The organism is Enterococcus sp. AZ101 (genome assembly GCF_050499005.1).
GTDB lineage: Bacteria > Bacillota > Bacilli > Lactobacillales > Enterococcaceae > Enterococcus_L > Enterococcus_L ureilyticus.
Window position 1 is genome coordinate 513055 of record NZ_JBMHEZ010000001.1, and the last position, 22068, is coordinate 535122.

Below are 22068 nucleotides of genomic sequence, written 5' to 3' on the forward strand. Positions count from 1 at the left end.
AGGAAGCATAAATGAAATATAAAAATCAAATTTCTTTTAGAGTAGAAGGTGAGTATGCTCTTTTTACGGATCCTTTGACCAAAATGGGTGGAGAGAAAATGACCTATCAAGTTCCTACCTATCAAGCCTTAAAAGGAATTACCGAAAGTATCTACTGGAAACCATCCATTGTTTATTACGTTGATGAAGTTCGCATAATGAAATCTATTCAAATGGAACCTAAAGGTATGCGACCGATGAAATACAACGATAGCAGGGCGAGTGATTTAGCGTATTATACGTATTTGAAAAAGCCAGTTTATGAAGTCAAAGTCCATTTTGAGTTTAATCAACATCGTCCTGATTTAAAAGGCGATTGGAATGAGGATAAACATTATCAAATTTTAAAGCGTTCAATCAAAGCTGGTGGGAGAAGGGATATTTTTCTAGGTACGCGAGAATGTCAGGGATATGTGGAACCTGTTGAGTTTGGTGTGGCAAAAGGGGACTATGATGCGTATGAAGGCGAGCTGCACTTTGGCACAATGGTGCATGGGTTATCCTATCCAGATGAAACAGGCAAAGCCGAACTAGCTGTTCGTTTGTGGCACCCGATTATGGAAAAAGGGATTATTCAGTTTCCTCGCCCAGAAGCATGTACCTTAGTTCGACCGCTTAGAACGATGCAAGCTAAAACATTTGAACTTTCAGAAATAGAACCCGTCGATCAGTTATTTGAATCCTTGGAACAGGAGGTCGAATGATGAGTTGGTTGAATGACTTATACGAAACGTACGAAGAAAATGAAGATCAAGTAGGAAAAGTCCAACGAACTTCTTATGGGAAAGAAATCGTTCTTTTACCCATTGCACATGCTTATCAAAATGCTCAAATCGAAGTAACGATAACGCCAGATGGTGAATTTTATTCAGCAAGTGTCGTTCCAAAAGAAGATGCACAAACAATGATTCCAGTAACGATTGAGTCTGCTGGAAGAGCTGGTTCAACGTCTGCACCACATTTAATCCATGACAATTTAGTTTATGTTGCGGGTGACTTTGAGCAATATGGTGGTGTTTACAAAAAGAATAAAGCTGGAAAAAATTCATATCAGATGTATTTAGAGAACTTGCAAGCATGGTGTGAATCAGCTTATTCTCAGGCAGTTGTTAAAAGTGTTTTAAGTTATTTAGAAAAAGGCAAACTAATTGAAGATTTAGTACAAGCAAAGGTAATGGTGGAGAAAAATCATCAACTCATTCCCAAGTGGTCAAAGGAACTAGAAGCAGAATTTGGTGAAAAACCAGCTTTATTTAGTGTAGTAGTTGGAGAACAAGGAACCTCTTTTGTTCGATTTGCTGTTCAAGAACAAGGAACAGGAAAACGACCACTTTGGGGAGATTCTGAAATCATTGACTCCTTTGTCGCTTATTATACAAACGAACTGACGAACGAAGGGCTGGATTATGTGACGGGCAAAATGTTACCTCTGACAGAAAATCACCCTTCAAAGGTACGTTATGGTGGTGATATGGCGAAAATAATTTCTGGCAATGATTCGGTGAATTTCACCTATAAAGGTCGTTTTACAGATAAAAATCAAGTGGCTTCAATCAGTTACGAAGTCTCACAAAAAGGCCATAACGCCTTAAAATGGCTGATTGGCAAACAAGCGTTTAGTTTAGACGGACGAGTCTTTTTAACCTGGGGGGAAAAAGAAACAGAGGTTCCTAATCCAGAAGAATCCAGTGCTGATTTTCTTGATTTTGATGCTATTTTTGCAAAGGATGAAGAAGCGGAAGTTTTACTAAACCCGGACACAACCCATCAACAATTTTCTGAGTTATTTAAAAAAGCCTTGAATGGTTATAGCGTGAAGCTTGCGTATCATGAACCAATTTACATCATGATTCTAGATGCAGCTACTCCAGGCAGAATGGGGATTCTGTACTATCGTTCGATTGAAAAGGAACAATACTTTGCTCGAATTGAAGACTGGCATCAAACTTGTTTCTGGCGACATACTTACGGCAGTAAAAATAAGCAGCGTTATACTTTTTGGGGAGCGCCATCTTTGAGGGATATCGCCGAAGCAGCCTACGGTTCACGAGCGAGTGATACGCTGATAAAAAATACAATTCATGAACTATTTCCTTGTGTTGTAGATGGAAAAAGGATTCCAATAAATCTAGTACGAAATCTTCTGCAAAGAGCGTCAAATCCCGTGAGTATGGAGAAATGGGAATGGGAGAAAACATTGAGTATTGCTTGTGCAGTAATGAAAAAGCATTTCAATTTTAAAAAGGAGGAAAAAAATGTGGCTTTAGATAAAAATCAGAAAGATAGAAGTTATTTGTTTGGAAGAATGTTGGCAGTTGCTGATGTTTTGGAAGAACGTGCCTTATATAAGGCTGGTATCAATAGAAGTACAAATGCGATTCGCTATATGAATGCTTTTAGCAATCATCCGTTAAAAACGTGGAGGATCATTCAAGAAAATTTAATTCCGTATCAAGCGAGATTAAGAGGAAAAGGAAGTTATTATCAAAAATTATTAGACGAAATTGGTGAGTCTTTTGAGTTTGAACATTATACAGATAAGGCTTTAGACGGGAAATATTTATTAGGTTATTACAGCCAACGAGCAGATTTGAAGAAAAAAACAGAAGAGAAAACGGAGGAATAAATCATGACAGTTTTAACACACAAAATCGACTTTAAAGTAATCACATCAGTGACAAATGCTAATCCAAATGGTGATCCACTAAACGGAAACCGACCACGCCAAAATTTTGAAGGCTATGGCGAGATTTCGGATGTAGCGATCAAACGTAAAATCCGCAATCGTCTACAAGATATGGGAGAGAAAATTTTTGTGCAATCTGATGATCGAGCAGATGATGGATTGAAGAGCTTAAAAGACCGTGTAGATTCTGTCGAAGAATTAAATAAAATTGCTGCTGATAAAAAGAAAGCAGATGTGAACCGATTTAGTGAAGTAGCTTGTGAAACGTGGATTGATACGCGTAGTTTTGGACAGGTATTTGCATTTAAAGGATTGGAACTTTCTGTAGGTGTTCGTGGTCCAGTTTCGATACAAACTGCAGTCAGCCTTGAACCAATCGACATTAATACAATGCAAATCACGAAAAGTGTCAATTCAGTCAGTGAAGGTGGCGGTAAAAGCTCTGACACCATGGGGACCAAACACTTTGTAGACTTCGGAGTATATGTCTTCAACGGCAGTATCAATGTTCAACTAGCCGAAAAAACAGGTTTTACCGAAGCGGATGCTGAAAAAATCAAAGAAGCTCTGACCACTCTTTTCGAAAACGACGCATCGTCCGCTCGTCCAGATGGCAGTATGGCTGTCGAAAAGGTTTACTGGTGGGAGCACCCAAGCAAAATGGGTAAAGCGTCATCTGCGAAAGTCCATCGTTCTGTAAAAATTGAAAAAATTCCTGAAGTCGACCGCGCAAAATCATTTGACGATTACAAAGTAACCGTGGAGCCACTAGAAGGAATCGAGCTAACTGTCATCGAAGGGCTATAATATGTACGATGAACAAGATTATTTAATGATTTCAGGTATCCAACATTTTTTGTTTTGCCGTCGTCAATGGGCGTTGATCCATATTGAGCAGCAATGGCAAGAAAATGTGCTGACATTGGAAGGTCAATATTTACATGAAAAAGCCGATCAACCAACAATTCGTGAAAAGCGCAAAGATCGTTTGATTGTTCGCGCATTGCCGATCCATTCACCAACTTTAGGAATTACTGGAATCTGTGATGTTGTGGAATTTGTGCAAGATCCAAACGGTGTAATATTAAACGGAGAAACGGGAACTTATTTACCTGTACCAGTTGAATACAAGCATGGTAAACCCAAACAAGAGCTTAGTGATATATTACAATTAACAGCTCAAGCCGTTTGCTTAGAAGAAATGTTAGTCTGTGAAGTACCTAAAGGCTATTTATATTATCATGAAACAAAACGCCGAGAAGAAATCGAAATTACACCTGCTTTACGAGAAGAATTACAAAAAAATGTAGCAGAAATGCATCAATATTGGAAAAGACGCTATACGCCAAAGGTTAAAACTGGAAATTTTTGTAAAAAATGTTCCCTACAAAATATCTGTCTACCTAAATTAATGAATGTTCAAACCGTTAAAGGCTACTTAGATCGGAGGTTATGCGAGTGAAAAAACTGTTGAATACCTTATTTGTAACAACCCGAGATGCCTATTTAGCTTTAGACGGTGAGAATATTGTGGTCAAAATTGATGAACAGAAAAATAGAGTTCCACTTCATAATATAGAAGCGATTGTCACTTCTGGTTATTTAGGTGCTAGTCCAGCGTTGATGCGTAAATGCGCTGAAAAAAATATAGGCATAACCTTTTTAACAAATTCTGGTAAGTTTGGCAGTCGAGTGACTGGCGGCACAACTGGTAATGTCACATTGCGGAAAAAGCAATACCGTCTATCGGATACAGAAGCAGAAAGCTTAGAAATTGCTCGTCATTTTATTATTGGTAAATTGTACAATCAACGTTGGATGTTGGAGCGAATGACTAGAGAAAACCCGATGAGAATTGATGTCGAGCGTTTTAAGCAAATTTCTGGCGAATTAAAAAAATACATTGAAGATATTCGCCAAGTTGGGGATTTAGAAACATTAAGAGGAATCGAAGGACAAGCTGCGAATCGTTATTTTCTATTGTTTGATCAAATGATTTTACAGCAAAAAAGTGATTTCGGTTTTTATGGTAGAAACCGTCGGCCGCCTTTGGATAATGTAAATGCTATGCTTTCTTTAGCGTATACTTTGTTAGCGCAAGAATGTGCTGCTGCATTAGAAACGGTTGGACTGGATCCTTATGTCGGCTTTATGCATCAAGATCGACCAGGTAGAGCTTCTTTAGCATTAGATTTGATGGAAGAGTTGCGAGGTATTTATGCGGATCGTTTTGTTTTAACGTTGATTAATAAGAAAATGGTGACCGAAAAGGATTTTGTCAAAAAAGAAAGTAGTGCAGTCATTTTGACGGATGATGGTAGGCGTACCTTTTTTCAAAAATGGCAAGAGAAGAAACAAGAACAAATTCAGCATCCGTTTTTAGGTGAGAAAATCAATTGGGGATTAGTTCCTTACGCTCAGGCATTGTTATTAAGTCGCTTTTTAAGAGATGATTTAGATGGTTATCCACCATTTTTATGGAAGTAGGTGAAAAGTATGTTAGTATTGATCACTTATGATGTCGCGACAAGTTCAAAAAATGGGACTCGTCGTTTAAGAAAAGTGGCAAAAAAGTGCCAAGATTATGGACAGCGTGTTCAAAATTCTGTTTTTGAATGTGTTGTTGATGCGACGGAGTTAACGAAATTAAAGAAAGAACTGATTGATTTAATTGATGAAGAGCTGGATAGTTTGCGCATTTATCGATTAGGAAATAATTATCAAAATAAAGTAGAGCACATAGGGGCAAAGGAGAGCTTTGATGTAGAAGCGCCACTGATATATTAAAAAGAAAATTAAGTGCGAACCCTAAGTGTACATGAAATCGCTAAGGGATCCGCACCAAAATTTAGCCATTTTTATCAATAAAAAGCTGTTTTTCTCATGGAAATTTAATTTTACAAGTGTTTTTTTGTGAAAAGGTGAAAATATGTCGTATATTTTTGCTAATTTCACAGTCTAGCTCTGTATAGAGCTAGTGGATTGAAATACTTTCTCACCTCTTCCCTTTGCATCACTCTTCTTGTCTAGCTCTGTATAGAGCTAGTGGATTGAAATATTTAATCTTTTAAATAAAGTTATAAATTTTTCATGTCTAGCTCTGTATAGAGCTAGTGGATTGAAATAATATGCTAGTGGTTTATCAGAATCACACGGTCAAGTCTAGCTCTGTATAGAGCTAGTGGATTGAAATATACATTGCAGTTGTCATGGTCTTGCTTGCCCCTGTCTAGCTCTGTATAGAGCTAGTGGATTGAAATCTCAAAGCCGTCCACTAGCTGCATGAGCTTTTCGTCTAGCTCTGTATAGAGCTAGTGGATTGAAATAATTTTTAAATTACCTAGAGAAACTGGTAGAAATTGTCTAGCTCTGTATAGAGCTAGTGGATTGAAATCTATTGTCGCTAGAGATAGAGCTGTTTTTGGTAGGTCTAGCTCTGTATAGAGCTAGTGGATTGAAATCTATCTTTTGTTCTGTTCTACCGAATTCTGGATTGTCTAGCTCTGTATAGAGCTAGTGGATTGAAATTCGGATTGTCCCAAGAATAATAAATTTTATTAGCGTCTAGCTCTGTATAGAGCTAGTGGATTGAAATTTAAATAATGCTATCATTTTTAAAGATTTTGATGTGTCTAGCTCTGTATAGAGCTAGTGGATTGAAATATATAAAACCCCTGAACAATCACCATGTCCTTCTGTCTAGCTCTGTATAGAGCTAGTGGATTGAAATATTAAATTATCCATAGTAAAATAAATAGTTTCTACAGTCTAGCTCTGTATAGAGCTAGTGGATTGAAATATAAATACAGTTAGGAGTTTTCCCTATGTCAAAAGGTCTAGCTCTGTATAGAGCTAGTAGATTGAAATATAGCGGCTTCAGCTGCCAAAATATCAGTTTTTTGAGCCTAGCTCTATAACAACTTCAAATCAAAAGGATCAAAATGAAGATTTTTTCATCATCTCCTGATTGACCTGACTTAAATTACTAGGTACTCTATAAAAAAGGTAGGTGGGAGAATGAATGAAGTAGTCATTTTATTAATAGAAGATGAAGCGAGCTTAGCAAATTTCATTTCGGAGGAACTTCGGTTTGAAGGGTATAATGTTCTTTACGCCTCGGATGGTGAACAGGCATTGGAACTATTTAAACAAAATCAAAAAAGAATCACCATGCTGCTACTGGACTGGATGCTGCCAAAATATGATGGGATTACAGTTGCTAGAAGGATTCGAAGAACTAGTCAAGTACCAATCATTATGATGACCGCAAGAGATCAGTTGACCGATAAAGTGACGGGGTTAGATGCTGGTACGGACGATTATATTACAAAACCTTTTGAGATAGAAGAATTATTAGCGAGAATTCGAGTAATTATTCGTCGCTTAGAACAACAAGAGAAAAAACAAAAACAGTTTGTGTATCACTATGCTGATTTAACACTAGATTTGACCAAGCATGTAGTAGAACGTTTTGGCGAAGTCATTCAACTGACTCAAAAAGAATTCGAACTACTAGCAGAATTGATGAAGCACTCAGAAGTCGTTTTAACGCGCGATGAGCTGCTTAATGCTGTATGGGGCTACGATTATTTTGGCCAAACGAATGTGGTGGATGTATATATTCGTTCTCTTAGGAATAAAATGGATCGCAATCCCAGTCAGCGATTACTTCAAACGGTTCGAGGAGTTGGCTATGTGCTGAGGTTAGATAATGAGGAGAATTAAAGAGACTTTTCAGCAGCAAAAAAATACGACTCAATTTCAATTGATGGTTCGTTTTGTCAGCCTGCTTGTTTCAGCAATAGTGATTTTAAGTATTGCTATCATGGGTATCACAATTGCGGAATTGTATGAAGTAACGGAGGAACAAGCGGTATTACTAGAAGGATCGCTAAAAAATAATGAGGCACAAGAGGCAGTTGAATGGCAAAAGACTTTGGTGAATTATGGCGCAACAGATAATTCACCTTACTTGATTCGGGTGGGATTAACTAGCGGTGAGACTGTTTTTTCTTCAGAGGATGCTCAAGAATTATATGCTGAATTTCCTCGTTTAAAACAATTGATTTTGTTTGATCAAATTTTATGGACAAGTGAAATGGAACCTTACTATTATAGAAGTTTCCAAAAAAGAAATGCGCACATTACTATATTAGTGGATCTAGAAGATCAATTTGAGGTAATTGGTAGAATTTTTTCTTTAACCCTTTTTTTGACTGTGATCGTAATCCTAATTGGTGCGTTTGTCACGTATCGGTTCTCTAGAAAAATTAGCCAATCATTAGTTAAAATGAACGAGGAAATCAGTCAGCTGGAAAGCTCAGCCATTGAACAAAAGCTAACCGTTTCTAAGACACCTTTGGAGGTTCAAAATATAGCGCAGTCTTTTAACGAATTATTGGAAAAGCAACGCCAATCTCTAAAAAGAGAACAGGAATTTGTCACAGATGCCTCTCATGAATTGCGGACGCCACTAGCAGCCATTAGAGGACATGTCAATTTAATCAAACGTCGTGGAAAAACACATCCACAAGTGATCCCAACATCACTAACTTATATTGATACAGAGTCAAAACGAATGGAGACGCTTGTTGAACAGCTTTTAACCTTAGGGCGATTAACAAATCAAGCAAGTTTACAAGAAGTTGATTTATCTTCCTTGATCCAACAAACAGTCACTGAGTTAAGTGTAATGGGTACGCAAAACGTAACGGTTCAAATAGAAGAGGGGATATTGATCACAGGTCAAACTGAACATTTCTATCAAATAGCGAGAAATTTGATTGAAAATGCCATGAAATATACTGAGGATACAGGAACAATTGGTGTAACCCTTTTTTCTAATGCCAACAATATTCAGTTGGTCGTGGAAGACTCTGGAATAGGTATTTCAAACGAAGAAAAAAAGAAAATCTTTGAACGCTTTTATCGAGTCGACCAATCACGTTCTAGTAAAATTCCTGGCTCTGGTATTGGACTATCGATTGTAAAAGAGCTGGTTGAACTTTATCAAGGGGAAATCACAGTAACGGATAAGGCTCCATTAGGAAGTTGTTTTACCGTGTCCTTTACTATAAATCATGAAAAATGAAGATTTCTTCATTTAACTTTCACCTTTATTTGTTTTTATTGAGTCGTTTAACTGTTAAGATAAGGGTATAAAGCGAATGGAAAACAGAGAGGATTGAATGAAATGAATAAAAAAATGATGATTGGAACAGTCTGCTTAGGATTATTATTAGCAGGTTGTACAAGTAATAACAAATCACTGGAAAATCAAGCACAGACAAGTAACAGCTCTATTAAGCAAACAACGCCAACGGATTCAGGCACGATTGCAAGTGATTCAACTAAGACAAGTCAAATAAAAGTAACGGTTGATGAAGCTATCAAAGCCTATGAAGCGGCCTATCCCAATACAGCAGTGACGTCCCTTGATTTAGATCCTTCGTTTGGCATTTACTATTATGAAATCAAAGGAGTAGATGATTCAAAGGAATATGAAGTGAAAATCCATGCTGAAACTGGCGAATTAACAAAAGATCGTGAAGAAACATTAGATCAAGATGAACAAAATGGCGTGGAAAAGAAAAACGAAGCACTAGATTTGACCAAACTAAAAATACTTGACGAAGCGTCAAAAATTGCCCAAGATACTGTAGGTGAGGGAACTGCGATCGAATGGTCACTAGAACGTGACTTGTCCATTACTTATTGGGAAGTAAAAGTCCAAGCAGGTAAAAAAGAAGTATCTGTAAAAATCAATGCCCAAACAGGGGATGTCTTAGAACAAGAATTGGATGATTAATAAAATATGGAGCGCGAAACAAAACTAAAAAAACAGTTTTGTCTCGCGTTCTCTTTATCCAAATAAATGGCGAGAAAAAAGTAATTCCTTCGGAAATAAACACTTTAATTTCGGACTCTTTATCTTTTACAGTCAATAAAAAGACTATGTTCATTATGAAGTCACAGATGTAATAGACCATATTATTCGTTTTATTCAAAGAAATTCTATACAATATATAGTGAAACAAGTAAAACGTTAATGGAGGGATATTTATGAATAATGTTATGGATCAATTAAGAAAATATGCGCTTTTAAGAGGAATTGTCTATATGATTTTTGGGCTCTTGATTTTGATCAATCCAAGAAGTGTCTTTCAATGGGCTGTCTATTTTATTTCTGCTTATATTGCAATTATGGGTGTACTGAATCTTTATGATGGCTTTAAAGTTAAAAAGGAAACAGGAACATATGGGATGAGTTTTCTTGGTGGAATCATTTTATTAGTGATCGCAGGAATCGTCTTGGTATTTGCAAAGGAGATCGTTAGTATTTTACCGATTTTCCTTGGGTTAGTGATCGTTGTCGTGGGCGTGACACGTGCGATTCAATCCGTTAATTTACGAGCTTATGTTAATGTGAGCTGGTTGCCAATGCTGATCTACAGCGTGATTTTGATCATTGCTGGCTTAGTATTGACATTCAATCCATTCAGCAGTCTTTTAGTACTGTTCCAATTGTTTGGTGGTATTTTGATTTTCATGGGAATCGGCGAAATCGTTTCGTTCTTTCAATTGCGCAATATTAAGTGATTGAACAAATGTAGTCGAGAAAAAAAGTATTTTGTTCCTTTTCGTTGTGAAGGAGCAAAATACTTTTTTTACCTGGTTTCTTCGGGTTTAGAGCATTAATTATTTTAATTCTTTCAATTCGGCTTCAGCATCAGCTAATTGTTTTTGTAGATCTTCAATCCCTTGTTTGCCTACAGCAACACTTTCATCAAAATTCGCTTGTATGTCTTCAAACGTATTTTCGGTTGCCATTTGTTCACTTTCTTTTTGGAATTTTTGCATAGTGGCGATTGATTCTTTCATGATTGAGATTTCTTCCACTAATTCTTGTTTTCTTTTTGCATCTTCTTCGCGTTTTTTTGCTTCTTTTTCAAATTGCTCTTCTGTTTTTGTACTTTCGGAAGTTTTTTTGTCCCCAGTTGAATTACCACAACCAACAAGAGTCAGCATTGATAAAATAGTTACTGCTACTATTATTTTTTTCATTTTTTTTCCCCTTTTCCCTAACAAATATAAGATTGAATGATTCCTAAAAATCTTGAGTTCAACCACTATTAACCGTACCATAAAACATGCGCTCACTCAATCTAAAAATGAACCATTATTTCCGTGTGGATATGGATTATCGTACAGTACAGTTGAATATAGCAAACCACAAGTCAGCAGTAAAACAATGGAAGAGGAGCTTCAGGTTACTGTAACGGTGAGAAATAGATCGGAACGTACTACTGTGGAAACTGTACAATTGTATGTCCAAGATATGGTGGAATCAGTGGCGCGTCCGATAAAAGAATTGAAAGCTTTTCGAAAAGTTGAACTTGCTTCTGATGAGGAAAAAGAAGTTGCTTTTCGATTGACTAGAGAAGACTTGAAGTTCTATACCAAAGAAATGCTTTTTGCAGCAGAATCGGGGAAATTTATTGTTTTTGTAGGTCCAAATGTAACAGAGGTACAAGAAGAACGATTCACATTAAGCTAAACTTAGAGAAAGCCGTAGTTCTGGATATCATCTGGAGCTACGGTTTTTTGTTAACAAGAGCAAATTTGACTTGCAAAAAAAATAGTGCAATGGTACTCTTAATTTCTAATTGAGAATGATTTTCATTTTCGATTGAAGAGGAATCATCATGATAAGGACGTGTTCGTCCTAAAAAATAAAAGACTAGGAGGAATAAGATGGAGACCTATTCAATCGAACAGATTATAAAAAAACGCAGAACCATCCGAACCTTGTTGGATCAGGATATTGCTATGAATGTTATAGAGGAATTATTAGAGATTTCTAGCTATGCGCCTTATCATTCAAAAAAAGAACCGTGGGAAGTCATTACGGTCAGTGAAGAACAAGAACGGCAATTATTTGTAGAAGAAATCATGAATAGCTATGATCGTTTGGATATCTGGGCGCGATATGATCAGCAAAATCTAGCGACTGCTAAAAAAAGAACGCAGGATTATTTCCTAGATGTTCCGTTGACCTTGATTGTAACGGCTCCTATTCATGCAAGTGAAAAATTGAACTTAGAAGCGGTCGCTGCAGTTTCAGCATTTATTCAAAATTTTCAACTAGCAGCTTGGTCCAAACAAATCGGTGTCACTTGGCGGACGATTCCTGTCATTTTCGATGAAGGATTTAAAAAAGCTGTTGGTGTACCAAGCCAGCGACAAATTATCGGCTTACTTGATCTGAGTTTAGTAGATGCCAAAATGAAACTGCCAACAAGTCGCAGAATCCCAGTAGAAAACTGGACAGCAGGGCTAGTTGAGAAATTAGCAGAGAACGGTGGCAGTAATGAGTAAGGTTGATTTTTCAGATATACAGGGGGCGTATTTTTTTGCAAGTAATGAAGTCAAATGATGCAAGAGTCAAAGCGAAGACACAGCATTATTATCCATTAGTTTTGGTCTGTTTAGTCCTTTTTATTTTGTTATCCATCATCTATTCTTTGATCAATGGACAGGCGAATATTTCAATTGAGGATATTGTTCAAATTTTATTGAGTAAGGTATCTAGTGGTAGAGTAGGATCGCTTGATACTATTACAAGTAATTCTGCGGTAAATATTATTTGGTTTGTGCGGACACCGCGTGTGATTTTAGCTGTTTTTGTGGGAATGGGACTAGCAATCACTGGAGCTGTAATGCAGGCGGTTGTACAAAATCCATTAGCAGATCCCTATATTTTAGGAATCTCTTCAGGCGCTTCTCTAGGCGCGACGTTTGCGATTTTGGTCGGTTTTGGAACAGGAAGTATCTTTTCACAGTTTGGATTAGCTTTTGGTGCATTTGTCGGGGCCATGGCAGCGGCTTTTGGCGTCCTGGTCTTGTCTAGTATAGGTGGACGGATGACGTCTGTAAAATTAGTTTTATCAGGTTCTGTGATTGGCGCTTTATGCAGTTCAATTTCTAGTTTCATTGTGTACTTAGCTAATAACGCGGAAGGCATCAAAACAGTGACCTTTTGGGCGATGGGCAGTTTGGCTTCTGCTAGTTGGAATAAACTTGCGATTTTATCGACGGTTGTTGTATTGATTACTGTTTTCTTTTTATTTCAGCACCGTATCTTGAACGTGATGTTATTAGGCGATGAGGCAGCGATTACGTTGGGTGTTCCTTTGAGTAAGTATCGACAGCTGTATTTATTATTGGCGGCTCTATTAACAGGTGTGATCGTGGCCTATTCTGGTATGATCGGCTTTGTCGGGCTGATTATTCCACACATTGTTCGCGGGTTGGTGGGGTCAGATCATAAACGTCTATTGCCGATCGTAGCTTTGTCAGGTTCTCTTTTTATGATTTGGGCGGATGTTCTTTCAAGAATCTTGATCCCAAGTGTTGAATTACCAATCGGAATCATTACTTCGGTGATCGGAGCGCCATTATTTATCTACATTATTGTCAAAAAAGGCTACAATTTCGGAGGCTAGCAATGGAATTACATGTAAAAGATTTAGAAATCCTGATCGGACAAGAAGCAATCGTTAAAAGTATCTCTTTTCAAACACGAAAACAACAGTTTGTGGGGATCATTGGGGCCAATGGCTGTGGTAAATCAACAATGCTCAAAGGAATTTATAAAGGCATCAAACCTCAAGCAGGTAGTGTCTTTTTAGATGAGTTAGATTTACTCGCTGTTTCTGAAAAGAAAGTTGCGCAACAATTAGGCGTCGTCAATCAATTCAATGAGTTGAATTTCGATTTAAGTGTTTTTCAAATGGTTTTGTTAGGTCGTACGCCGCATAAAAAATTATTAGAATCGGATACACAAGCAGACGTTGAAATCGTGATGGATGCATTAGCCAAAACCAATTTGACTAACTATTGTGACCGGAGTTTTTTATCTTTATCTGGCGGTGAAAAACAACGTGTGATTTTAGCACGAACGATTGCACAACAACCTAATTATATGATCTTAGATGAACCAACGAATCATTTAGATATTCGTTATCAACTGGAAATTTTGAGTTGTGTAAAACAATTGGGTATCGGCGTTTTAGCAGCCCTTCATGATTTGGAATTAGCCGCTCATTATTGCGATTATATCTATGCAATGAAACAAGGCAAAATTATTGCAGAAGGACAGCCAGAAGCATTATTTACGGCAGAATTGATTGAAGAAATTTATGGTGTGAAGTGTACGATTTATCAAAACCCTGTGACCAAGCGTTTAGGGTTTGCCTATTCTTTAGGTGAATCACTAATGTAACAATACAAGAAGAGGAAGCGAAAAAATGAAAAAAGCATACATTATTAGTTTATTAGGTGTACTATTTTTAACAGGTTGCAGCCAAACCACTCAACAAACCACAGAAAAAGGGCAAGGCGAAGGCTATCCTGTAACGGTTCAGAATTTTTCTAAGGCCGAAGGCGCAGAAAGCTGGCAAAAAAAAGAGCAGACCTTTGAGAAAACTCCTGAAAAAGTTCTAGCCAATACGCAACCTGCAGCAGAGTTACTACTTCATCTAGGTTTAAAAGATAAAATCGTTGGTGTAGGTGCTGTTTTCGGAGCGCCAGATAAAGAGGTTGAAAAAGAATTTAATCAATTGAATCATTTGTCGACGGATTATATTGGCAAAGAAATGGCATTAAGCGTAGATCCAGATTTAGTTTACGGACGAGGCGGTTTATTTGATAACCAAGATTGGGGTGTGGGGACTGTGGACACCCTAAATGATATGGGAATAAAAACATTTGTCTTGAACTCCTCTGTAACAGGTGGAACTTTTGATTCGATTTATGATGATATCGATAATTTAGGAAAAGTATTCAATGTAGCGGACAAAGCGAACACATTCAAGTCCGAGTTGAAAGAACGTCAGACAACGCTCAATAAGAAATTAGCTACGATCAAAAATGATCAAACATTTGCCTATCTTCATACCACAGATCCAGAAGAGTTATATGTGTACCCTGCTCATAATGAAACCTTTTTCAATGATATTTTCAAAATGGTAAAACTAGACAATGTCTTCAAAGCTGAAAAAGGTGAAGTCAGCGTTGAAAAATTAATCGAAACAGATCCAGATGTTTTGATTGTAGCAGATTGGGAAACGATGAAAGATGGAATCTCTGGGGAGACGATGATCGATGCAGTATTGAAAAATCAAAAACTTTCTAGTATGAAAGCTGTTAAAAATAAACAGGTTTATGCTGTGGATTATAATTATATGTTTGGTTATGGTTATCAATCATTAGAGGGAATCGAAAAATTAGCGGACGAAATGTATCCAGCAAAATAAGTTAATTCCCCAAAATTTAAAGTATCAAATAGAGTATTTTTACTTGTATTTTTATGACCTAAAGAAGCGGGCAGTAAACTGAGAATCAGTTTACTGCCCGCTTCTTTAGTGTGTAACTATTTTGATTAAATTAGTTATGTAGGGGAAAATAGACCGCTATTGTAATGATAAGACTTGTCCGATATAAACGGTGGAATCACTTAGATTATTTTTTGTCATTAAATCTTGAAGCGATAGCTTATTTTTTTCAGCAATAACAGAAAGTGTATCACCAGCTTGAACAGTGTAAGTAGTTGCAGCAGGTGTTTGGACAGGTTCTGTTGAAGGTTCAGTTTGCGTCACAACTTCTGATGAGGATGCAGGTGTTTGAACGTCTTCACTTGAACTTTCAGTACTCGAACTAGATTCATCTGTTGTACTTACTTGGGACGAGCTTTCGCTAGCTAAGACGTTTTGTTCCGTATTGTTAGTTACTTGTGCTTTGTCAAGTTGGCTAACTTGTTCTTCTATACTGTTTAACTGCTCTTCATGTTTAGAGGTAGCTTGAACGTTTAGAAATAGTAATACACCCAATATAAGCGTATTTATCAGCAATAATAAAATAACGATTACTACAATGGATTTTGACGTAGATGCCGGACGTTGTTGTTTCCGACGTGAGTATTCTTCTTCCAAAATAGTTTCACTCCTTTCATAACAAATTTATAAGGAAATACTATAAAACAAAGCATTTATAGTATATCACAATGTTATAGCTCTCTCAAAGGGGAAAAAAATAGAGTGACTATTTACTAAAAAGAAATTTGTAAAAAAAGAATATAATAAAATGTAGTGAAAAATAAAAAAACATTTTATTTCAATCTATACTGATTAATTATAGTTATTATTTCGAAAAAACATATTTTTGTTTTTATCATTTTTAAAAAATAGTTTATTTATTAAAGGGAATTATTTGTGCTAAAAGCTTGGGAAATCAGAAATTTTAGTCACTCTTTTAACATCTAAATAGCAAAGAAAAGCTAGGATAACAGCCTATTTGATGAATTACATGAGTAATTAAAATCAAGCAGAATAGAGCTTTAGTTCTTTTATATTCAAAAAGTTTTGGCAACACAAGGCAATTCCGCTATGAATACTTAAACTGACTGAGGTTTTGGATTCTAGAGAAAAGACATACTCTCCTAAGGCTGCTAGATTTGCTGAGACCACGATTCGTTTCTGTTGTAAGGACATGATGACTTCTCCATCTAAATAAGCAAGTATTTCTTTCAAATAATCTACACCGATATCAAAAGATAAAATCAATGCAGCTTTTGGATTGAATTGTAGCAAGATCGGTTTTCTGCCTCCTAGCGTACTAGCATTACCGATCCCAGTTTCGCGCGAGAAGTATTTTTATGGTCAATGATTCCTTTTAATATGAGTGATTCATTGATGCATCTGTCATCTGAACGTTTTTTAAGCGTCGTATCATATGCACTTTCAGGGATCGATTGCTATAATGAACTTGAATGACAGGATTCAAATGAGAGAAATTAGAGGAGGAAATCACCATGAAACGATTTGATGTAATCATTATCGGTAGCGGACCAGGCGGTATGGCAGCAGCTTATGATCTGGCGGCAGAAGGAAATGAAGTAGCAGTAGTGGAAGCTGATCTTTGGGGCGGAACTTGCCCAAATCGAGGGTGTGATCCTAAAAAAGTTCTCTATGGAGCGGTTGAAGCGAAAGATAAGCTAGCTCAATTGCAAAATCGTGGGTTCAGCAGTGTTCCTAAAATCAATTGGGCAGAATTAATGGATTTTAAAGAAACCTTTACGAAACCTGTTCCAACCGAGCAGAAAAAGGGACTAATAAATTCTGGCATCCAAACGATTACAGGGCGAGCAGTGTTTAAAGACAAGCAAACAATTCTTGTAGAATCAACGGCGTATCAAGCTGATAAATTTATCCTAGCGACTGGACAACGACCAGCTATATTAGATATTCCCGGAAAAGAGTATTTCGCTACAAGCACTGATTTTTTGGCAATGAAGGAGCTACCTGAGAAAATCGCGTTTGTTGGTGGCGGCTATATTTCACTTGAACTAGCAAATATTGCCAATAGTTGCGGCAGTGAGGTTCACTTGCTTCACCATAACGATCGACCATTGAAGGGGTTTGATGAACCTTTAACACATGAGCTGATTGGAAATCTTGAACAACGAGGAATTTATTTTCATTTTAATGAATCGGCTGAAACAATCACAAAGCAAGAACGACAATTTAAAGTTGAGCTGACTAGCCAGGGAAATTTAATCGTCGATCGTGTATTTTGTGCCACGGGCCGAATTCCGAACCTTGAAGATCTGGGATTGGAAAAAATAGGAGTCGAGTATACACTCAAAGGCGTGAACGTAAATGATCATTTACAAACCACTGTGGAAACTATTTATGCTTTAGGAGACTGCGTACAAAAAAAAGAACCTAAATTAACACCCGTTTCTAGTTTTGAAGGGAGTTATCTTGCTAAACTTTTCACTGGAAGCATTCAAGGAGCAATTGACTATCCAGCTATCCCAACCATTATTTTCAGTTCTCCCAAATTAGCACAAGTTGGTTTAACGGATAGCCAAATGATTGCTAATGACAACTATGAAGTGAAAGAGTTAGACTTATCACAATGGTTTACGTATAAACATCTCAACGAGTCTTTAGTCAAAGCAAAAATCGTCAGTGAAAAAGCAACTGGATTATTAGTTGGTGCAACCGTTTTAGGGAATGAAGCCGATCAATTGATTAATTTGTTTACATTAATGATCAATCAAAAATTAACAGCAAACAAAGTCAATAGTATGATCATGCTTTCTCCGACAGTAGCCAGTGATTTGAGTTATTTATATTAAAGATAAACTGTAAACGAGTAGTTATTAGACTCGTTTACAGTTTTTTTATTATAATTATAAGAAAAAACATTGACTTGTAGCAAAGCATAAGCAATAATAAAATAATTATCTTCAAAATTAGAAAATCAGTTCATACATATAATCAATAAATTTTATTTATCAATTACATGAAAATAAAGCATTAGATATTATAGGCATTTCTTTTTAAACTATAGATAGTGAAATGTTGAGCAAAGTTAATTTTAAACAATTAGGAGAATAGCGATGGACACAACGAAAAAAAACTACAAACCTTTGATCGGTTCTTTATACACAAATTTCATTTTTCAAGGGATGGCAGCGATTATTTTATCTCAAAATCTAAATGCCTTGATGGATAGTTGGCAAGCAACTGTGCAACAAGTAACGTTAGTGATTAGCGGTATTGGGTTAGGACGCGTCTTGATTTTATATTTTGCAGGGTACTTTTCGGATAAATTTGGTCGTAAAAAAACAGTTCAGCTTGGTATTATTAGTTATCTGATTTTCTTCATTGGGATTTTGATCAGTCAGAATTATTTACAAGGACTCTTTTTTGCCCTATTTGCTGGCTTTAGTAATGCCTTTTTAGATACGAGTACCTATCCAACCTTGATGGAGGCTTATCCTAATGAAAAAGATAATAGTTCCCTGAGTGTATTGAATAAAGCTTTTATTTCTTTGGGGCAATTCATCTTACCCTTGTTGACTCGTTTTATGTTGGATAATGGTATCTATTATGGTCTTGTTTTTATCGGCTGTGCGTTGGGTCTGTTTCTTAATTTATTGTATATATCTAGACTTGGATTTCCGCAAAGAATAGAAACGGATCTAAGTGAAGCCGCAATAATCAGTGAAAACGACCATGATACAGCGGAGAAAAAACCGTTGTTCAAAGTTGAAGGAATTGCGTTATTGGTTTTTAGTTTTACGTGTGTATCTACCTTTAATATTTTTATTTTATGGGTGCCATCATTTGCTGAGTCATTGAATCTGATGAATCATTCGAATAGTTTGGTGCTAGTAAGTGCGTATAGCATTGGTTCATTTGCCTCAGTATTTTTGACGTCTTTGATTGTAAAAAGAGGTGTAGCACCGACTTTATTAATCGTTTGGTGTACGGTGATTTCACTGGTCTTATTAATCGGGATGACGCTGTTTCCAAGCGTTCCGATGTTTTTAGCAGCGTCAATCGGTATAGGGGTATTCGCAGCTGGAGGGATTTGGCAATTAGGTTTAGCGGTGTTATTAGAGCTATTTTCAAAGGGAAAAGGACGAATCACAAGTTATTATTCAATTGCAACGTCTGTTTCGGTCATGGTCATTCCTTATATTACAGGTCAACTGGAAAAAATCAATGTCTCTATGATTTTTGGCTTGAACATTGTCTTGACAGCAATTGGTGTAGTTGCAGCTGTGATCATTCGCTATCGCTATAAAAAAGTGACTAGTGAATGGGAAGCAAACACGGAAGAAATAGTCGCATTAAAAGAAGTCGCTGAATAATAGAGAAAAATACAGACGAAGATTAGAAAGGTAAACTTCGTCTGTATTTTCTCTATTTTAGTTTAAAAATGATTTTGCGATTGTTTCATTGATCGTGATCATTTGGTAAAAATCATGAATATTCACGAATTCATTTGGCTGATGAGCATATTTAGTTTCACCTGGCCCCAAAATCAAAATTGGAAACTCTTTTTTTACACGGCCAAATTGAGAACCGTCTGTATAGCCTGTCATGCCAAATGTGTTCGCATCCTTACCCGTAACGTCAGAAACAGCTTGTTGGGTCAATAAAGTGAAGGGATCATCGATTGCTGTTTTTATTGAAGGGAGATCATTGATAAATTCGACTTCAGCTTTAAAGTTAGGAACAGTTGCACTCAATTTTTCTAGCATATCAGCAAATTGTTGTTTTAACTCTGTATGATTTTGCGCTTTGATGGTGCGAATATCGATTTCTACTGTACATTTATCTGGAACAACATTCGTACCGTTGCCGCCATTAATGATATCCAAGCTAGAAGTAGAAGCGCCCACGAGTTCATCTACTGATTGTGAAAAATCAAAAGTTTCTTTAAATGCATTCAACACTAAAAGCATATGTTCAATTGCGTTCACCCCTTGATCCGGCATGGAACCGTGAGCTGTTTTTCCGTAAGTCGTGATCCGCGGCCACAAAGCTCCTTTGTGAGCGACGCCGATTTCAACATTTGTAGGTTCACCGATTACAAGTGCATCTAAATCATCTGCATATCCTTGATCGACTAATTGACCAGAACCAATCGCACTTGTTTCTTCGCCAACTGTTGCTAAAAGTTTGATGGTACCTTTAAAGGTTGCTCCAGCTTCTTTTAAACGAATCATTGCAACAACAGCTGCAATCAAGCCGGACTTCATATCACAAGTTCCTCTACCATATAATAAACCCTCTTTTTCAATTGCTGCAAAAGGCTCTTCATCCCAAGGAATTTCACCAACTGGCACAACGTCCATATGACCAGAAAAACCCAAGACCGGACCAGCTTGATTTCCTTTTAAAGTAGCGACTAACTGATTTCTACCAGTACTGTATTCGACTTGTTCACACGGAATATCATATGTTTCAAAAAGAGCCTGTAGTTTGTCGGCAACTTGTTTTTCTTGTCCTAAAACACTTTTGATTTGGACGACTTCTTTCAATAATTGTAATGCTTCTTGATTATCCATGAATGAATTCACTCCTTATACTTGATTTTCTTTTGGAATAATAAATAGGATGGAACCTAAGGCTAAAATACAGAAAAGAATATTGGTTAATAGACCAAACGTCGCGCCCAAAGTATAATTTTCCCCAGCGCTAACTCCGTTATAGACTGCAGCTGAGATTGCAACACCTAATGCGCCGCCAAGTGAGCTGGCCATTTTATAAATGCCAGAAGCAACACCAGCTTTTTCGTTTGGCACACTAGAAATGGCCGTATCTGTAGAAGGTGTGGCATACATACCTAGTCCCATGCCGAATAAACTGTAGCCGATAAAGACTAAAACAAAGTAAGCTGTACCTGTAACCATTGTTAGGGCCATTAAACCAACACCTATTCCAGAAAGAATTGTTCCCCAAAGCATTGGTTTTTTCGCTCCGATTGTTTGTAATAATTTTTCTCCGATTCGAATGGTAATCAAAACGAGACACAAATAACCAATCGATAACATCCCTGTTTTAGCAGAAGAAAGACCGCGACCTTGTTGGACATAGGTATTGATAACGATCAAAGTTCCTGCTACGGCATTCAGTAAGAAATTAGAAATAGTTGCACCAAGATAGCCCCGGTTTTCAAATAAAGAAAATTCAACGAAGCTATTGTCGATGGCTTGCTCCACTTTGTAAAAAATAAACAAACCTAAGATCACGACTATAGCCAAAATCAGAACGAGCGGACTTGTCCAGCCTAACTCAGAGCCTTTAGAAACAACCACATTCAAAGCCACCATCGAAATAATAAATAAAAGCAAACCAATCGAGTCAAATTTACTATTCTTATCACTAACGACCTTACTTTCAGGGGTACCAAAAATCAATAGCGCACTGCAAATCGATACAATAATAGAAAAAATAAAGACATAGCGCCAGCCTAAAGAACTTGCAATGGCTCCACCAAAGAATGAACAAAAACCAGAGCCGCCCCAAGACCCGATCGACCAATAACTCAAGGCCCGTTGCCGGTCTTTTCCTTCATAGTATGTTTTGACTAATGCCATAGTAGCAGGCATGATACAAGCAGCAGATAAACCTTGTAAAATCCGTCCACCGATAAATAAAACAGGACCATGGGCTATCACTAAGGCTCCTGAACCGATAACACTTAAAATAAGACCAATATACGTTAATTTCATTCTACCGAGCTTATCTGCTAACCCACCAGCAACGACAATAAAAATACCTGAGAATAAACCAGTCATTGAAATTCCTATATTTAAAACACCTGAAGAGACGCCTAAATCGCTTTGCACTGCAGGCGCCATATTTAGTAAAGACTGAGCGAAAAGCCAATAGGTCAAAACGCTTAAGACAATTCCCACTAATAATTTATTTGTTCCTTTATATGTGACAGCATCAGCTGCATGTGTTGTTGCTTTCATC

Annotated in this window: 22 protein-coding genes and 1 CRISPR repeat array; of the genes, 17 read left to right on the top strand and 5 right to left on the bottom strand. The window is 37.0% G+C overall.

Annotated features, from left to right (window positions below; all coding sequences use genetic code 11):
• Positions 1-11 precede the first annotated feature (11 nt).
• From cas5c to IGJ50_RS02340, 10 genes are all read left to right on the top strand, one after another.
• Positions 12-743: a type I-C CRISPR-associated protein Cas5c gene (gene cas5c, locus IGJ50_RS02295; protein WP_429948695.1), complete on the top strand. Its 732-nt coding sequence runs from the start codon at positions 12-14 to the stop codon at positions 741-743.
• Entirely contained in the window at positions 743-2665 is a 1923-nt protein-coding gene (cas8c, locus tag IGJ50_RS02300; RefSeq protein WP_429948696.1) for a type I-C CRISPR-associated protein Cas8c/Csd1, read from the top strand. Before cas5c ends, cas8c begins: the two co-directional genes overlap by 1 nt.
• Positions 2666-2668: 3 nt before the next feature.
• A complete protein-coding gene (cas7c, locus tag IGJ50_RS02305) occupies positions 2669-3532 on the top strand; it encodes a type I-C CRISPR-associated protein Cas7/Csd2 (RefSeq protein WP_069639390.1) in 864 nt (287 codons plus the stop codon).
• 1 nt (position 3533) lies between these two features.
• Positions 3534-4187, top strand: coding sequence for a CRISPR-associated protein Cas4 (gene cas4 / locus IGJ50_RS02310; RefSeq protein ID WP_429948698.1), 654 nt, complete (start codon positions 3534-3536; stop codon positions 4185-4187).
• A complete protein-coding gene (cas1c, locus tag IGJ50_RS02315) occupies positions 4184-5212 on the top strand; it encodes a type I-C CRISPR-associated endonuclease Cas1c (protein WP_429948700.1) in 1029 nt (342 codons plus the stop codon). Before cas4 ends, cas1c begins: the two co-directional genes overlap by 4 nt.
• Positions 5213-5221: 9 nt before the next feature.
• The gene (gene cas2 / locus IGJ50_RS02320) at positions 5222-5512 is read left to right on the top strand and encodes a CRISPR-associated endonuclease Cas2 (RefSeq protein ID WP_429948701.1); all 291 of its coding nucleotides are present in this window, start codon (positions 5222-5224) and stop codon (positions 5510-5512) included.
• A 169-nt stretch (positions 5513-5681) separates the two neighbouring features.
• A CRISPR array of direct repeats spans positions 5682-6592; the repeat unit is 33 nt; unit sequence GTCTAGCTCTGTATAGAGCTAGTGGATTGAAAT.
• A gap of 150 nt (positions 6593-6742) precedes the next feature.
• Positions 6743-7450, top strand: a complete 708-nt coding sequence (locus IGJ50_RS02325) for a response regulator transcription factor (RefSeq protein ID WP_069639394.1) — start codon at positions 6743-6745, stop codon at positions 7448-7450.
• Entirely contained in the window at positions 7437-8816 is a 1380-nt protein-coding gene (locus tag IGJ50_RS02330) for a sensor histidine kinase (protein ID WP_429948703.1), read from the top strand. The genes IGJ50_RS02325 and IGJ50_RS02330 overlap by 14 nt, the downstream gene beginning before the upstream one ends.
• Before the next feature lie 102 nt (positions 8817-8918).
• Complete coding sequence (locus IGJ50_RS02335; protein WP_429948705.1) at positions 8919-9533, top strand: PepSY domain-containing protein; 615 nt, start codon at positions 8919-8921, stop codon at positions 9531-9533.
• Between the two features lie 254 nt (positions 9534-9787).
• Positions 9788-10324 (top strand): HdeD family acid-resistance protein, encoded by a 537-nt coding sequence (locus tag IGJ50_RS02340; protein ID WP_429948707.1) that lies wholly within the window; start codon positions 9788-9790, stop codon positions 10322-10324.
• A 99-nt stretch (positions 10325-10423) separates the two neighbouring features.
• Here IGJ50_RS02340 and IGJ50_RS02345 read toward each other — a convergent pair whose 3' ends face one another.
• Positions 10424-10789: a hypothetical protein gene (locus tag IGJ50_RS02345; protein WP_069639398.1), complete on the bottom strand. Its 366-nt coding sequence runs from the start codon at positions 10787-10789 to the stop codon at positions 10424-10426.
• 244 nt (positions 10790-11033) lie between these two features.
• Here IGJ50_RS02345 and IGJ50_RS02350 point away from each other — a divergent pair, with 244 nt between their 5' ends.
• The 5 genes from IGJ50_RS02350 to IGJ50_RS02370 all read left to right on the top strand — a co-directional run bounded on the left by IGJ50_RS02350 (position 11034) and on the right by IGJ50_RS02370 (position 15042).
• Positions 11034-11282, top strand: a complete 249-nt coding sequence (locus IGJ50_RS02350) for a fibronectin type III-like domain-contianing protein (protein WP_429948708.1) — start codon at positions 11034-11036, stop codon at positions 11280-11282.
• Between the two features lie 197 nt (positions 11283-11479).
• Complete coding sequence (locus IGJ50_RS02355) at positions 11480-12103, top strand: nitroreductase family protein (protein WP_429948709.1); 624 nt, start codon at positions 11480-11482, stop codon at positions 12101-12103.
• A 35-nt stretch (positions 12104-12138) separates the two neighbouring features.
• Positions 12139-13230: a FecCD family ABC transporter permease gene (locus IGJ50_RS02360; RefSeq protein ID WP_429948710.1), complete on the top strand. Its 1092-nt coding sequence runs from the start codon at positions 12139-12141 to the stop codon at positions 13228-13230.
• Between the two features lie 2 nt (positions 13231-13232).
• The gene (locus tag IGJ50_RS02365) at positions 13233-14009 is read left to right on the top strand and encodes an ABC transporter ATP-binding protein (RefSeq protein WP_207120866.1); all 777 of its coding nucleotides are present in this window, start codon (positions 13233-13235) and stop codon (positions 14007-14009) included.
• Between the two features lie 25 nt (positions 14010-14034).
• Complete coding sequence (locus IGJ50_RS02370; RefSeq protein ID WP_429948712.1) at positions 14035-15042, top strand: ABC transporter substrate-binding protein; 1008 nt, start codon at positions 14035-14037, stop codon at positions 15040-15042.
• Between the two features lie 156 nt (positions 15043-15198).
• Here the strand turns inward: IGJ50_RS02370 and IGJ50_RS02375 are convergent, their stop codons facing one another.
• Together IGJ50_RS02375 and IGJ50_RS02380 are read right to left on the bottom strand one after the other, a co-directional pair.
• On the bottom strand, positions 15199-15717 hold the full coding sequence (locus IGJ50_RS02375; RefSeq protein ID WP_429948714.1) for a LysM peptidoglycan-binding domain-containing protein: 519 nt from the start codon (positions 15715-15717) through the stop codon (positions 15199-15201).
• Positions 15718-16104: 387 nt separating this feature from the next.
• The gene (locus IGJ50_RS02380) at positions 16105-16374 is read right to left on the bottom strand and encodes a hypothetical protein (protein WP_429948716.1); all 270 of its coding nucleotides are present in this window, start codon (positions 16372-16374) and stop codon (positions 16105-16107) included.
• Between the two features lie 221 nt (positions 16375-16595).
• Here IGJ50_RS02380 and IGJ50_RS02385 point away from each other — a divergent pair, with 221 nt between their 5' ends.
• Positions 16596-17927, top strand: coding sequence for a dihydrolipoyl dehydrogenase family protein (locus IGJ50_RS02385; RefSeq protein WP_069639404.1), 1332 nt, complete (start codon positions 16596-16598; stop codon positions 17925-17927).
• A 264-nt stretch (positions 17928-18191) separates the two neighbouring features.
• Positions 18192-19451: an MFS transporter gene (locus IGJ50_RS02390; protein ID WP_429948718.1), complete on the top strand. Its 1260-nt coding sequence runs from the start codon at positions 18192-18194 to the stop codon at positions 19449-19451.
• 57 nt (positions 19452-19508) lie between these two features.
• On the opposite strand, the gene IGJ50_RS02395 is transcribed toward IGJ50_RS02390, so the two are convergent.
• Together IGJ50_RS02395 and IGJ50_RS02400 are read right to left on the bottom strand one after the other, a co-directional pair.
• Positions 19509-20654, bottom strand: a complete 1146-nt coding sequence (locus tag IGJ50_RS02395; protein ID WP_429948720.1) for an ArgE/DapE family deacylase — start codon at positions 20652-20654, stop codon at positions 19509-19511.
• 15 nt (positions 20655-20669) lie between these two features.
• The gene (locus IGJ50_RS02400) at positions 20670-22067 is read right to left on the bottom strand and encodes an MFS transporter (RefSeq protein ID WP_069639407.1); all 1398 of its coding nucleotides are present in this window, start codon (positions 22065-22067) and stop codon (positions 20670-20672) included.
• Position 22068: the final 1 nt, after the last annotated feature.